Genomic DNA, 13,378 nt, shown 5'->3' with positions numbered 1-13,378 from the left:
TCTATTCTTTCATCTAGTTCATGACTCTATTAGATTTGGAGCATCCTACTAATCCGCATCAACCCAAAGATGGTATTGTTCACAGTGTAGACATCGAAAGAGATAGCCACACATAGAACCATCCTTGACTAAGTATTCAGCTACATCCTGAAGTTCATCACGTGCCTCATATTCTTCCAAGACTTGCTCTGCAATGCCCATCTCTTCCAGTTCACGAGTGCCAACTGTCCCCAGATAGGCACAGTAGTCTTGGCAACAAGAGAGCCAATATTCGCCCTGCCAACTACTATAGCCAGGAGTTTGACAGAATAGGATCTGGTCTTTTTCCTTATCCATGACCCCTTGCCAATCAGCATCTTGGATAAACTCTGCTTCAAACTTTTGGGCAGCACGACCAGTAGAAATACAAGTTGGACAGAGATGTCTTAGGTCTTCTACACAATAAGGTCTCAGAGCATAATAGATGGTGTGGTCTTCTCCACACGAAGGGCAGGTCTTAGGCTCCCCTTCCTTAAAGGAACCCGTCGCTAGTGGATCCGGATGATAGCGAAAGGTTGGCAATTCACTGACTTTCTCCTTATGAGCCTCTTTTTCTTTTTCGGTCAAGGGACGAGGGAGCGCAAAGCGATCTCCATGACTTAGACTCATCTTTTCTAAGGTGAAAAGTTTCTTAACTTGCTTGCGATCAGACTTGTCTACTAGCTCTGAGAAGAGAGCAAAGGCACTGGCATACAAGCCCAACTCCTGATACACATCCACCAAGACCTGCTTAGCTTCTGGAGTTTCCAGTAAGGTCAGCCGATCTGCAAATTCATAGAGAGCCAGCACGCTAGATGAATCCTTATCTTGCGATTGGAACTGCTTTTTTAAGTGGATATATTCTTTCATAGAATCGTTCATAGAATTGCTCACTTTCGTTTTTACAGAGAATCAAATACTAGTTTTGTTTCCTTCAGGTGATTGTATTCTAGCGTTGAAAATGTACTTTAAACCCATACTTGCCAGCATTTTGCTTGAGTTTTTCAACCAACAGTTCATTCTGTTTACTTTTTCCGAAAAAGAAGGGAATGGTCTTTCCATTTCTGAGTTCGATATAGAAAGCATAGCGACTCCCACCACCGGCGCGACCACGGAGCAATAAGTAGGTTATCTGCTCCATCTCTTTCAATGGGATCATACGACGACTGAAACACAGAGCAACATGGATATAGAAGATTCCACGGTTAATATGGAAGGGCGCAAAGAAGGGACCACCACTACGTCTCGCGATTGCCCTTCTTCTCAAGATAAGGAGAAGAGTGAAAAAGAGCAATAAAACTAGCACATATAGAATCGGAGCATACTCCATTATCTTTCTAAATTCTAACACGCTGTCCTTCATCCTCTACTTCATCTCAACCCATTTTTCATTATCCATGATAAAGGGCTTAGCCAGACCTTCGCCTGTGTAGTCTTGGTACTTGGTCTCTAAGTATTTGTAGACATCTTCCTTGGTCGCAAACTTGATGGCTTGATAGGGTTCTTCAAAGGTTAGCTTTTCGACAAAGAGATAGCCGTCCTTGGTAGGAACCAAGACACCGACATGACCGACAAAAAGGGTATTTCCATCCAGGTTATCATGAACGATAACAGAAAGCATGCGCGCATTTTCATTGAACTTGAAGTGAGAAAAATACTCTTCCATCTTCTTGGCATGGACCTTGACATCCGTTGTTGCTTCTGTCGGAACCCGTGAATACAGAATGTTAAAAGCTTCCTTGTCTGCCTCACCGAAGATCTTCCCTTTGTCAATCGCATCATTGTCCACGAACAAAAGTTCACTATCCGCTTTCATTTTAGGAATCTCGATACGATTCTTCAGAAGAGTATAGCTATTGATCCGGCAGTTGGTCCCGACGAAATCGCCCTTTTTCTTGGTCCACAAGTCACTGATCTTCTCAACATTGTAGTCTGTTTTCTTGAAGGTGCTGAAGTCACCCGTCAAGCCGACCGAGCCGACAATGCTATCATAGTCCGTTACTAGACCAAGAAATTTGTCTACACTTTCCTGATCCAAATAAGCAGATAAGAGAGCCCGCACTTCTTCGACGCTTTCCTTGCTATTGAGGTTGCTATAGGTGCCCTTGTAGTGCTCCTTGTCTGAACTAGATTTCTGTACAGTGGAACTTGCCTGCTTTTCCTTGGATTGCTTTTGGTTGGTCCCACAAGCCGCTAAAGCAAAAATCGCCAAGGTACAGCTAGTAAGGAGCATGAATTTTTTAGATGGTTTCATAAACTGGTTCCTTCTCTATTGATTAAAATGTTTGTACTATAAATTTTTCATATCGATAATCCTTTTCCTCTATTATAGTTTAAAACTGGCTTTGCTCCAACTATTTTTTACGAAATGAGAAAAGTTTATGAGCAGCAAAAAAGAGCTGGCAAACTGTCCAGCTCTTCAATATGTTACAAAAATCAAAATTAAAACTATTGTTTAATTCACCCAATCTATTTTTGCATGCTCTATTGCGTACTCAGCTTCTTCTTGAGTAAATTTTCTATATTCAACAAGTATTTTTAATAACCTTTCTTTTGAAATGTTGCCACCGTTTGAAGAAGATTCTGCTTGTTTCACAGCTTCCTCTTTCCAATCGAAATTACCTTGTTCTATGGCATAATCAGCCTCTTCTTGAGTAAATCGTTCAACATTTATAAGTTGCCAAACTAATTTTTCTTTCGAATAATGAAACTCTTGATAATATTTTGCTTTTAAAAGTGCTTGCTCTTTCCAGTCTACATTAAGCTTATTTAAAGCGTACTGAGTAGCATCCTCTGAATACCTGTCATACTTAGTAAGATAAATTTTAATTTGCTGCTGCGATAAATGCTTTTTTGACCAAGATTTAGCTTTTTCATATGCCCTTGTATATTCTGGATATAGTAAAGTTGGAGGAAATAGTCCTTTCATAAACATATTCATTAATGATTCTAAATCTTCCTTATTTTTTCTATCACTTGAAGAAGAGTATTTTTTATAATCATAATTCTGCGTACTAGAACTTGAAGTAGCGTATTCTTGTTTTGATGATTCAAAATCATCCTTATTTCCATCACTTGAAGAAGAGTATTTTTGTACAGGATTAGTCAACTGTGATCCTGAACGTGAATTTATCCATTTATTATAATTTATTTCATAATCAATTACTATAAGAGCTAGCATTCCTGCAAATAATCCAAAAATTGTAAAAATAAATATCAAAAACTTTTTCATCATGACTACCTTTACTTGTTTTTCTCCAATGAAATTTTCATCCCTCTGGAACTGCTTTCATTAGTATTATATCATGAAATATTGTTCATTTTTATTTACTAGTGTAAAAGTCTCTATGGCTAGTAAATAAAAAAGTGACTGCATTTCAACTGCAATCACTCATTCAATTGTGTGATAAAAAAATAACAAAGTATTATATTAGATTATTTAATCTTATGTTTGTTCATCTTTTCTTCAAAGATAGCTGTCATAATCATGCGGAGCTCTTCTCCTTCTTTTTCAGGAAGGTCTCCTTGACGTTTCGCCACGGCATAAAGTTCAGGGTATTGCTTAGCTACACGCTCAACTGTCTTGGTCGTCGCATGCCCTCTGACAAAGAATGGAATGCGTTTGATCCATTCTTGCGGTACAAGGGCAAGCAACTTCTTCGCCGCTTCCTTATCAGAAATCTCAGCCGTACTTAAACCTTGGTTGATTTGTTCTTGTTCTTTTTCTGTAAAATCATTTAATTCCATAGTAAACTCCTCATTTGTTTATCTAAGGCCACATTATACACCTATGAAGGGGAAAGTACAACTAAAGGATTTCGGAAAATAGAGCAAGGGTAAGTCAATACCTATTTGTACTTTTCTATCTCCGTTTTTAATAGACTGAGCATGCTAGCATGGTGCTCTTTGACACAATCATTGTCCCATTTTCGATCATATTTCTTGAGCAGGTCACTCATCACCTTCAATTTGGGACTTTGCTCTATTACACTTGGATCAGGTTATTTTTTTAAGAATCAGCATTCGAATTTACTTTAAATCATACTTCCAGTCTTCTCCATCTTGGTAGTAGAAAAATTCAGACAGGTCTTCTTCAAGAAAAATACGAAGCATATCCTCCATATCTAGAGAGAGGTCTAGATTTGGCAATTCTTTCAGGTCCTCCCACCAGACTTCCCCCTCTTCAGAGGATATTAAGTCTCCTTCAAACTTTTCCGTCTTATAAAAGAGAACTACATAACGAATGCCGTCTTCCACCCAATCTTTCATTCCACACATCTGCGGAGAAACAATCCTTAAACCAGTTTCTTCCTTCACTTCACGGATCACTGCTTCCGTAAATGATTCTCCCACTTCGACATGACCTCCAGGAAATGTAATGCCTGGCCAATCCTCTTTTTTACGATCAATAACAAGAACTCTATTGCCGTCTCTTACCATACAAAGATTTGTAAACTCTACGGTCTCATTCATACAAATACTTCCTAACTATGTTTGTCTTTTTCTTTAAGGATAGGATAAACAATCTGTACCCTATTCTTCTTTTGGTTGGACTTGCGTATGGGCTAGCAAGTCTCCTAGATGCCTCTTATCTTTCCGAAACATCATCATTGCTAGTAACGAAACTCCGAGTAAAGTCGCTGAAATAGAAAGGATAATGGATAACATATCAAAATCACTATAGAAGCCATGAATCGTGCCCATATGACCGAGTTGCCAAGGTAAAAATTTGATGACGTTTCTGATCAAGCTAGCTTGCACTGTTTTTTTCTGGTAGACCAGTTCAAGTCCCGCTTTTACCTTCCCAAAACTGCCATCATTTTTATAATCCAAGAATGTGAACAGGAGCGTGATTGGCAAAACAGAGGTGAAAAATACAAGCCACTGCGACTGAATTTCTGTAAACTCTGGGACGCCATTAAAAAAGATGATGTAAATAAGCATCGAACCTAAAAACAGAAGAACTAGGTAAGCTAAAATGAAAAGATAATCAAACAGAAATTCTGTCATTCTTTTTTTAAACGAAATAGGATTGATTGCTAACATCTTCATCACTGTCTCCCCCTTTCTCATCTCCTATTATAATATAAGGGCACGAATAAAGAAACTATTAATAAAAAAGAAAGACTGCAATCCTTTGATTCCAGTCTTCTTTCTTACTAATCTTCTCTATAAATAACAAATCCATTTGGCTGAATGATCAAGCGATCATGGGAAATGCTTCCAAGACTCATCAGATCTGCTTGTTCTCTTTCTAGGACAACGTCTTTCTTGGAGTGGTTAAAGTAGGCTTTGAGGAGCTGTCCTTCATGCCGCCATTCTACTGCCACCACGTCTGGCTCTACTTCTTCCAAGCTAACCTTGCCATACTGAATCATACTCGCTACTTCTTTTCGTAGCTGGATCAAGTCCTTCATAAAGTTCAGCATATCATAGTCCTCTGACACGCGCTCCCAAGGCATGACACGACGACAATCCGGGTCTGGGCCACCGATGAGGGCTAGCTCCGTTCCATAATAGATACAAGGCGTTCCTCGTTGCAGATAGAGGAAGGAAAGAGCAGACTTGACGGACTGAAGATTGCCTTTAGCCGTTGTCAGGATGCGTTCTGTATCATGGGAGTCCAAGAGGTTGAACATCACCTCAGAGATCTGCTGCCTGTAGTACATAGACTGGCTATTGATCTCCCAAATGAAGCGTTGCGTCTCCTTATGTCCTCGCAGGAAATAATCCTTGATACTTTCAGAGAGCGGATAGTTCATCACGGCATGGAACTCATCACCATTGAGCCAAGGTTGGGACGAATGCCAGATTTCCCCGAGGATATAGAGGTCTGGCTTCTTGGCCAAGACCGCCTTACGGAAATCCCGCCAGAATTGATGGTCGATCTCATTAGCCACATCCAGTCGCCAAGCATCAATATCAAACTCTTCAATCCAGTAAGTCGCCACCTTCAAAAGATAGGCCTTCACCTCAGGATTAGCCGTATTGAGCTTAGGCATATAGCCCGCAAAGGCAAAAGCATGGTAAGACAAGTCGCGACTATTCCACAGATTTTCTGAGGAGACAGGGAACTCTTTAATATGGAACCAGTCCTTGTAAATCGAATCCTCCCCGTATTTGACCACATCCTGCCATTGGGGTGAATCATAGCCAATATGGTTGAAGACGGCATCCAGCATAATCTTCATCCCACGCGCATGGGCCTCTTTCACTAGCTGGCGGAAGGTGTCCTTATCACCAAAATGTCGATCAATTTCAAAATAATCAATGGTATCGTATTTGTGGTTGCTTGGAGATTCAAAAATCGGGCAAAGGTAGAGCCCTGTAATCCCTAACTCCTGCAAGTAGTCCAAGTGATCGATGATCCCTTGTAAATCTCCACCAAAGAAATCCAAGATTTGAGGGGCAATAGAGGCATCCCAAGGGCGGACGCCTTCTGGTGAAATGGCTGGATTCCCATTGGCAAAGCGCTCAGGAAAGATTTGGTACCAAACCGTCTGCGCCACCCAATCTGGAACAGCACACCCATCAATCTCATGGATAAAAGGAAGCTTAAAGCCGTTCATGACGAAGTCCAGGTTCTCCTTGGTGTAGGCTGCTACACCTCGATCTCCGTACAAGGTCTTCTCTCCCGCCGTGGACTCTAATTCAAAGAGGTACTGGATCCGGGCATGGCGGACAGATACCGACACTTGCCAATAATCAAAGAGGTCGTCTGTCGTCACCTTGTCCATTTCCTTAGTTGCCTCATAAAGATCCTCTATAAAAATAAAGGGATCCCCATAGTGCAAGACAATCCGTTTGATATCTTCTTTCTTGGTCCGGATGCGAATATGGAGCTGGCCGTCCTTATAAAGATAGGCATACTCCGATTCAGGCCGGTGATAAATCGCTGCTAATTCCATTTGTCCTCGTCTCCTACTATACTCTCTTTTCATCATTTACCGTTTTATGCAAACGATTCCATAAACTATTTCTAGTATACTACTTTATAAAAACGTTTGCAATATGTTGAGAGAGATAATTTTAGACTACTAACTTTATAAGATTGTATTGCACACAAAAAGCCCAGCGATTGGGCTTAAAAATTTTTGTTGAAGCAATGACTTTACCTTATAAGCATCACTTTATACTGTTTCCTACTAAAATATACTACAGATCTATATTTCTGTTAATAGTTTATTGAACAGTTGTTCGAGCTTACTGGTATCTCCATAAACTGTTCCATCCATATATAAGTGATAGATATCATCATCTAAACCAATTGAAATTTCACATTCATAGCCTTTCATCAAAGCTAAAGAACGGATAACTTCTCGTTGAGTACGACCATTTCCTTCTCGAAATGGGTGAAAATAATTTAGATTATCTAATATCTCAGCTAAACTTTTACAAATCTCAATTTTATTATTTGCGTTCAGTAAATAGTTTGAAAGCAAAGTATTTAAAAATTTTTCTGCCATATCAAAAGACTGAACTGGCATAAAAGCATTTCCACTTTTAGATATATTTACTTGACGGTATTGACCTGCCTAAGTATACATTCCTTCAAAAAGAAACTTATGAATCTTTAAAATATCTGAAACAGTATTTACTTCAATTGGATTAATAAACAGTTTTAAACTTTGACTTGCTACTAAACGATATTCTAATTCTCGTGCTTTATTATCATTTTTCTCATTAAATTTATTTATGAGAACAGATGAATGGGGATAGGTGTATAAATTATCAGGGTCTATATAATCATACCCTTCATATATTTTTCTGACCATTATCCAACTCCTAATGCAACTGCCTCTTCTCTCAGTCGCTCCACGTCTTCTACCGTGGGATGCCATCCTTCAATCATATTGGTGCTCAGAGCAAACCAGACACTCTTAAAAACCTTTTTGTTGTCAAAAATCACACCCATAATCATCATTTTTTCTTTATCTACATCTAAGGTCATATTCTACCTCCGTCCTATTATTATAGCATATTTTAAATCATTTTAGTTCTCCTATTTAGTACTTACCCTACACAAAAAGCCCAGCAAATGGGCTTTCTCATTATCAAAATAACTGATCCTCATTCCTTACTTGTATGCCGCTTTCCAAGACTGAGCGCTTGCTCTTCTGACATTTCAACTACTTTGGCAAAGTTAGTATTTCGTGGCATGCTATCCTTAGAGTACCAATAAACATCAGCACTTCCATTTCTGGCCACATAAACAACTGGAGCTAGTTGACGAGTTGGCTGTGAAGGCTCTACAGGTTGAACGGGCTGTGCAGGCACTGCTGGCTGACTCGGTTGAGGGGCTTGACTTGGTTGCGTCTCTACAGAAGGACTGGCTGGTTGTGGTTGACTAGTTGGTTCTGTCGGCACTAAAGATGGCTTGGCGGTTCCCTTCAGATAGTCAATGGTCGCATTCTTGGAATAATTATCCAAGGTAACGGTGGTGATCCCATAAGCATCTACCGACTCTTTGGGACTACTTAGATGGATAGGCAGAAGGTTGCCATCTCGATCAATTCCTACATATTGCAAGGTCACCTGACGAGGAATCAATTCATCCCCCGTATAGACAGGCGTCACCTTATAATCCAGCCAATAATTGGGGTGGGTGGCCAGCCAGCTATCGAGCCGTTTCTCGTAGTAAAGCATGCCTTCCACATTACTATCCGCCGTCCCTTTATAATTTCCCGTATTGGCCCAGGCAGTTAGCGGAACCAGATTTTTCCCTTCATTGGTCAGGCCACTAAATTGATAACCAATCAGATGCCCTCTATGGAACAGCCAGGCCTTCTTCCCTTTGTTTCCATAAGCAATCTTAAAATTGTGCCAGCCAACCGGATTATAGCTGAGCCGTGGTTCTCTTTTTTTCTTTGGCTCATCCTTGTCCTGAAGCTGAATATGGGCAGAAGTTGCCCGACCTAAATGATCAAACTCACCTAGAACGAGTTGCTTATTGCCATTAAAAGGCAATAGATTCAGACTCTGGTAATCGAGACCTGTTTGCTCAGCTTGAGCCCCTTGAACAAAAGCCAAGGTTATAAAAACCGAGACCAGCGCAACAATAACATTTTTCAAAAACCGTTTTGTAACCATGATTGAAACTCCCACATTTCTATCTAGTGATATTATAGCAGAAAAAAGCGGTTACAGAACAAATAACTTTTTAGAACCTATTTTATGCTATTTTTTATTACTCCCAGACTTTCTGGAATTTTAAAATATTAATTTTAATTGTATTCATCATTCCATTTGAATGTATGGTAAAATAACTAAAATAATGCTAAAAATCAACGCTAAAACGATAAATGCCACGCAAAGTAGCAAAAATAATGAGAATGCAACCTCTACTTGCTTGTGCTGTAATCATCGTTTATTCTATACTAAAATCAGTCATATTGCTACTTTATGACAAATTACATCATAGAATATAGAGGAGGTCATACAACATGACATTTGCTGAAAAATTAAAATCCATACGTAAACAAGTAGGGATGTCACAAGAACTTTTAGCTGAAATAATCGGTGTATCAAGACAAGCTGTAACAAAGTGGGAAACTGGTGCTGGAATTCCAGATATCGAAAATATGATATCCATCTCAAACCTATTTAACATCTCTATCGATGAGTTAATCTGTAATGAAAGAACTACTCTTAATACAAGCGAATATCTTTTTGAGAGTATCACAGAGTATGATATCGATAAGATCAAGAGCTATGATATGAAATTTGGAGGCGCAGAAAAGTTTGTATTGTCCGGATACAATGGAGAAAAAATTCGAGTTCGTCTGGTATCCAATCTTCTTTCTACACTTCAAAATGATTTTAAAGTAAAAATTGATGATAGTAGAAAAAGAATTGACCTAGATGTAAAACGTTACAATGGTGTAACAGAGGCAACGGCTAAAGAAACGGTCAGTATCTTTGTGCAAATCCCAACTCGCTATATTAGTCACATTGAATGCGCGGTTCGTGCAGAGTCTGTAGAAATTCACTCCCTAGAATGTGACAATATCGAACTTGACCTTAAAACATCTCGTATTACTCTAGAAGATATTTCAGGTAAAGTAAAAATAAACTGTAATCTTGATATGGAAGTATTATGTCATTCATTAAACGGTGAAGTTGACATTAACCAGATTTCAGCAACATCTAGAATTCGTATTCCTGAAAACAGCCTATTTACTGCTGTTACCAAAGGGATTGGAACAAATATTTATTATGAAAAAAATGGGCAAAAAACTGAACCATTCGATTCACCCGATGCAGATAATATAATTGAATTGAATGGTATTAAGAGTGAACTAGTTATCTATACAGCTGAAGAAAGAGGGTAACTAAATGAATGTAAATTATTTAAAAAGATACATCATCAGTTCTTATGTCCTTGTTTGTGCACTCATTATTTTTGTAGCAGCTCCTGCAAGTTTAATATTTAAGGTTCCACCTGTTATCATGTGGATTGTACGAAATATCGTCGCATGGTCTCCATCATACCTTCTTTTATTTGGATGGAAGTATTTCAGGACTGATGAGAAAAGAATAACTTTCCTTAAGCGGTGTTTCTCTGCTAAAGTATCATTACTCCCACTTCTATCTTCATTTGGTCTTACATTTGGGCTCAGTATTTTATCACTCTTCATCTACTCACTTATAACCCAAAAAACAATGTTCTCCTACATCAATCTAGGAACCGTATCATTGCCACTAAGTATTTTCTTATCATTTACATCAGGTCCGACTGGAGAAGAATTAGGGTGGCGTGGTTATATGAGAGAAGAATTTAATAAAAAATATCATTTTTTAAAATCCTCTATTTACCAAGGCCTAGTCTGGTGTTTCTGGCATACACTTCTGTGGGTTGTAGATTCAAAATTTACGGACTGGCGGGCCGTTCCTTATATTATTGCTAATATAGTTGTGATTACATCTATTACTATTTGTATGAATATTATTTTGGAAAAATATAATAATCTGATTTATTCTATTTTCATGCATTTTGGTTTTAATATCGTTTATGTATTTTTGGATGCTGATATTGGATTTTTTATCATTTTGACCTTGCTATACCTACTCATCACACCGATTGCAATTCATATACGTAATAAAACCGTGGAGAGATTATAATGGGAAAAATCCTCCATTAACCGTACAAAATTTTGACTTCGAAGGTCCTCCTACAACTGTCTGTTTAACTTGTTTCAAACATGAATCAGCGAGATAGATTGTAAAATCATATAAAAAGAACACCAACAAAAATCATCTGTTGGTGTTCTCTTCATTTTTAGATTTTGGAAAAAACTCTTGTCCATGTATCAGTAGATACCCTTTATCTCTATTTTTCATGAACATTTTTTATAAACAGCAAGTTTACAGTCTTAATCTATGTAGAGATATACAACTTTCCTAAATCAACTTATATTCATACCACTCTTCATCTACTTTCTGAAAACCCAAAGCCAAAAACATTCTTTGACTTTGAGTATTAAAAGGATAAATTTGAGCAGTTACCTTAACCATTTCTTTCTCTTTGGCCAACTGTATCATTTCAGAAATACATCGTCTTCCGATCTGTAAATTCTGATACTCTTTGCTGACAACTATTGAAAGTTCCGAGTTATCTTGAAGTGTCACATCTCCAACCAACACTCCCTCATATTGGATATAATAGCACGAACCATGTGAAGTTAGGTAATCATACATTTTATGAAGTTTTGTTACATCGTAAATCTGATCAGTATTATCCACTTGTTTGCAAACCTCACTATCTTGATACCAAAGAAGGGAGATGTCATCATTCCTATAATAAGGAATAAGAGTGATCTGATCGTCTACTATTCTATTCATCATGACTTCTTCTTATTTCTATTTAGAGATTTCTTCCGATACTTCAATATTTCCCATCAACCAATTGGACATCTTTTTGCCCTTGTCTTTATAAGGATTGGGAGGAAACAAGGTAAAAGGGGGAATGCTGGCATCCGGGAAGAATAGTTCTACGCTTATCGTTCGTTCGCGATTATTATTGACGTAGGCTGTAAAATAGATATGGTAATGTCCGCTCACATCACCACCATTATCATACTCTCCTCTAGCAGTATTTGGCAATAAGGTAACAGACTCTATGCCCTGCTTTTCCTGGGCTAACTGTGTAATGATCTCACTCTTAATAGCAGCCTCATGATTTCTGACGAAATTCCCATCATCACTATATCCAGGATGATCACTAAGAGAATAGAAAACAATGACCATCAGAAAGGGTAGGGAAATTAAAAAAATAATTAGCTTTTTCGATTTTAACATGTGGGTCCTTACTAATCTGAATCAATATTAAGAAATCTCACCTTATAGCCATCTTTGGTATATAAAAATTCTAATTGAAGGGTCATATCCACTAATTCTGAATTAGAAGTCATCTCATAGTCAACGGTAAACCCAGAATGGTCATTATAATCATAAATCTCCAATTGAGAATACTCATAAGGTGGATGGAAATTACATGCCACTCCATATTCATCAATCGTGTCAAAATCATTTAATTCAAGTGTTTTTTCAACATATCCAAAGAATTCATTTAAATCGTCAATCTCAGATTCGTCAACATAATTCTTTATATCTTCATAATTTTTTAAGTGAATATCTTTTAAAATATTTGTGATAACCTCTATAACTTTTTCTCTTTTTAAATCTATCGAAAAATCCCATAGGGAAATCCTTTCTCACTGTACATATTAGTTTACTGAGATGTACTTATCCCATCGCTTTAAGGGCCTATCCAAATAAGAATAAGCCTGATTTTTTATCTAATCTAGGAATTATGAATTAATTGCTCCAATTCTACTTCTGAAAGATATCCATGATTGTATAGTTTACTTAACAAGGCTTCATCTACGGTAATTTCATAATAGTCAGTCACAAACTCATGAAATCTCTCAAAGCTATCAAAGAGGTAAGATAGCAACCATTCTCCGCCATCCTGATCTTGGTAAGTCTGTTGATGCGCGTGACCGTCATACCAGATAAAGAAGGTTGTTTCATCTTTTTGTTCTTCTGAATAAAGTGAGACATACTTTTCATCCAGTCCTTTATAAAAACTATCGATGATATCTTGATTCCACTCGTCAGCACCAAACTGGCTTAAACTACTTTCATGATCAAAGCCTTTTATAAGGATCATTTTATCAGTCAAAATCAAATCTAAAGAATCACCAGATCCATTATCAATAAGATAGCGGACTCCATAGTCTTCCTCAGTCTTAATCACGAGTCTGAGCCAATCCTCACTCGGATCTGTCAGATATTCGTCAATGACTAGCAAGGCATCTAAGCGAGTCTTTATCTTGTCCCAATTAATCTTTCTCATCTC

At 38.0% G+C, this 13,378-nt stretch carries 16 protein-coding genes and 1 pseudogene; 2 read left to right on the top strand and 15 right to left on the bottom strand.

Annotation, left to right across the window (positions count from 1 at the left end; all coding sequences use genetic code 11):
- Positions 1-48 precede the first annotated feature (48 nt).
- The 11 genes and pseudogenes from LPB220_RS05095 to LPB220_RS05050 form a co-directional block, all read right to left on the bottom strand.
- Positions 49-900, bottom strand: coding sequence for a CbrC family protein (locus tag LPB220_RS05095; RefSeq protein WP_150905936.1), 852 nt, complete (start codon positions 898-900; stop codon positions 49-51).
- Between the two features lie 67 nt (positions 901-967).
- Positions 968-1,381: a hypothetical protein gene (locus LPB220_RS05090; protein WP_150905934.1), complete on the bottom strand. Its 414-nt coding sequence runs from the start codon at positions 1,379-1,381 to the stop codon at positions 968-970.
- 3 nt (positions 1,382-1,384) lie between these two features.
- On the bottom strand, positions 1,385-2,272 hold the full coding sequence (locus tag LPB220_RS05085) for a DUF4300 family protein (RefSeq protein ID WP_134974843.1): 888 nt from the start codon (positions 2,270-2,272) through the stop codon (positions 1,385-1,387).
- A 201-nt stretch (positions 2,273-2,473) separates the two neighbouring features.
- The gene (locus tag LPB220_RS05080; RefSeq protein WP_225305930.1) at positions 2,474-3,253 is read right to left on the bottom strand and encodes an Ltp family lipoprotein; all 780 of its coding nucleotides are present in this window, start codon (positions 3,251-3,253) and stop codon (positions 2,474-2,476) included.
- 200 nt (positions 3,254-3,453) lie between these two features.
- Positions 3,454-3,765, bottom strand: a complete 312-nt coding sequence (locus LPB220_RS05075) for a hypothetical protein (RefSeq protein ID WP_061590946.1) — start codon at positions 3,763-3,765, stop codon at positions 3,454-3,456.
- Positions 3,766-4,047: 282 nt separating this feature from the next.
- Positions 4,048-4,491, bottom strand: a complete 444-nt coding sequence (locus tag LPB220_RS05070) for an 8-oxo-dGTP diphosphatase (RefSeq protein ID WP_134974841.1) — start codon at positions 4,489-4,491, stop codon at positions 4,048-4,050.
- A 60-nt stretch (positions 4,492-4,551) separates the two neighbouring features.
- Positions 4,552-5,091: an RDD family protein gene (locus LPB220_RS05065; protein ID WP_134974840.1), complete on the bottom strand. Its 540-nt coding sequence runs from the start codon at positions 5,089-5,091 to the stop codon at positions 4,552-4,554.
- Positions 5,092-5,177: 86 nt separating this feature from the next.
- Positions 5,178-6,926 (bottom strand): glycoside hydrolase family 13 protein, encoded by a 1,749-nt coding sequence (locus LPB220_RS05060; RefSeq protein WP_150905932.1) that lies wholly within the window; start codon positions 6,924-6,926, stop codon positions 5,178-5,180.
- A gap of 255 nt (positions 6,927-7,181) precedes the next feature.
- Positions 7,182-7,793 (bottom strand): annotated as a pseudogene (locus LPB220_RS05055) (Fic/DOC family protein).
- The gene (locus LPB220_RS10765; RefSeq protein WP_003017298.1) at positions 7,793-7,969 is read right to left on the bottom strand and encodes a hypothetical protein; all 177 of its coding nucleotides are present in this window, start codon (positions 7,967-7,969) and stop codon (positions 7,793-7,795) included. Before LPB220_RS10765 ends, LPB220_RS05055 begins: the two are co-directional and overlap by 1 nt.
- A 119-nt stretch (positions 7,970-8,088) precedes the next feature.
- Entirely contained in the window at positions 8,089-9,108 is a 1,020-nt protein-coding gene (locus LPB220_RS05050; RefSeq protein ID WP_070674195.1) for a DNA/RNA non-specific endonuclease, read from the bottom strand.
- Positions 9,109-9,461: 353 nt separating this feature from the next.
- Between LPB220_RS05050 and LPB220_RS05045 the strand changes: the two genes are divergently transcribed.
- Both LPB220_RS05045 and LPB220_RS05040 read left to right on the top strand, forming a co-directional pair.
- A complete protein-coding gene (locus tag LPB220_RS05045; RefSeq protein ID WP_150905930.1) occupies positions 9,462-10,349 on the top strand; it encodes a helix-turn-helix transcriptional regulator in 888 nt (295 codons plus the stop codon).
- A 4-nt stretch (positions 10,350-10,353) separates the two neighbouring features.
- Positions 10,354-11,139 (top strand): CPBP family intramembrane glutamic endopeptidase, encoded by a 786-nt coding sequence (locus LPB220_RS05040; protein WP_070674189.1) that lies wholly within the window; start codon positions 10,354-10,356, stop codon positions 11,137-11,139.
- 279 nt (positions 11,140-11,418) lie between these two features.
- On the opposite strand, the gene LPB220_RS05035 is transcribed toward LPB220_RS05040, so the two are convergent.
- From LPB220_RS05035 to LPB220_RS05020, 4 genes are all read right to left on the bottom strand, one after another.
- Complete coding sequence (locus tag LPB220_RS05035; RefSeq protein WP_070845505.1) at positions 11,419-11,862, bottom strand: GNAT family N-acetyltransferase; 444 nt, start codon at positions 11,860-11,862, stop codon at positions 11,419-11,421.
- Positions 11,863-11,877: 15 nt separating this feature from the next.
- Complete coding sequence (locus tag LPB220_RS05030; protein ID WP_150905928.1) at positions 11,878-12,315, bottom strand: hypothetical protein; 438 nt, start codon at positions 12,313-12,315, stop codon at positions 11,878-11,880.
- An 11-nt stretch (positions 12,316-12,326) separates the two neighbouring features.
- Complete coding sequence (locus LPB220_RS10930; protein ID WP_371106509.1) at positions 12,327-12,704, bottom strand: hypothetical protein; 378 nt, start codon at positions 12,702-12,704, stop codon at positions 12,327-12,329.
- 116 nt (positions 12,705-12,820) lie between these two features.
- The gene (locus LPB220_RS05020) at positions 12,821-13,375 is read right to left on the bottom strand and encodes a hypothetical protein (protein ID WP_150905926.1); all 555 of its coding nucleotides are present in this window, start codon (positions 13,373-13,375) and stop codon (positions 12,821-12,823) included.
- Positions 13,376-13,378: the final 3 nt, after the last annotated feature.

The sequence above is a fragment of the Streptococcus sp. LPB0220 genome (assembly GCF_008727815.1).
Classification (GTDB): Bacteria; Bacillota; Bacilli; order Lactobacillales; family Streptococcaceae; genus Streptococcus.
Note: the sequence above shows the minus strand (reverse complement) of the source record. Positions and strands in the feature narration are given on the sequence as shown.

Bases quoted from the DNA above. Each gene is read 5' to 3' on its own strand.
- LPB220_RS05095 (WP_150905936.1), bottom strand. From the start codon at position 900: ATGAACGATTCTATGAAAGAATATATCCACTTAAAAAAGCAGTTCCAA.
- LPB220_RS05090 (WP_150905934.1), bottom strand. From the start codon at position 1,381: ATGAAGGACAGCGTGTTAGAATTTAGAAAGATAATGGAGTATGCTCCG.
- LPB220_RS05085 (WP_134974843.1), bottom strand. From the start codon at position 2,272: ATGAAACCATCTAAAAAATTCATGCTCCTTACTAGCTGTACCTTGGCG.
- LPB220_RS05080 (WP_225305930.1), bottom strand. From the start codon at position 3,253: ATGATGAAAAAGTTTTTGATATTTATTTTTACAATTTTTGGATTATTT.
- LPB220_RS05075 (WP_061590946.1), bottom strand. From the start codon at position 3,765: ATGGAATTAAATGATTTTACAGAAAAAGAACAAGAACAAATCAACCAA.
- LPB220_RS05070 (WP_134974841.1), bottom strand. From the start codon at position 4,491: ATGAATGAGACCGTAGAGTTTACAAATCTTTGTATGGTAAGAGACGGC.
- LPB220_RS05065 (WP_134974840.1), bottom strand. From the start codon at position 5,091: ATGAGAAAGGGGGAGACAGTGATGAAGATGTTAGCAATCAATCCTATT.
- LPB220_RS05060 (WP_150905932.1), bottom strand. From the start codon at position 6,926: ATGGAATTAGCAGCGATTTATCACCGGCCTGAATCGGAGTATGCCTAT.
- LPB220_RS10765 (WP_003017298.1), bottom strand. From the start codon at position 7,969: ATGACCTTAGATGTAGATAAAGAAAAAATGATGATTATGGGTGTGATT.
- LPB220_RS05050 (WP_070674195.1), bottom strand. From the start codon at position 9,108: ATGGTTACAAAACGGTTTTTGAAAAATGTTATTGTTGCGCTGGTCTCG.
- LPB220_RS05045 (WP_150905930.1), top strand. From the start codon at position 9,462: ATGACATTTGCTGAAAAATTAAAATCCATACGTAAACAAGTAGGGATG.
- LPB220_RS05040 (WP_070674189.1), top strand. From the start codon at position 10,354: ATGAATGTAAATTATTTAAAAAGATACATCATCAGTTCTTATGTCCTT.
- LPB220_RS05035 (WP_070845505.1), bottom strand. From the start codon at position 11,862: ATGATGAATAGAATAGTAGACGATCAGATCACTCTTATTCCTTATTAT.
- LPB220_RS05030 (WP_150905928.1), bottom strand. From the start codon at position 12,315: ATGTTAAAATCGAAAAAGCTAATTATTTTTTTAATTTCCCTACCCTTT.
- LPB220_RS05020 (WP_150905926.1), bottom strand. From the start codon at position 13,375: ATGAGAAAGATTAATTGGGACAAGATAAAGACTCGCTTAGATGCCTTG.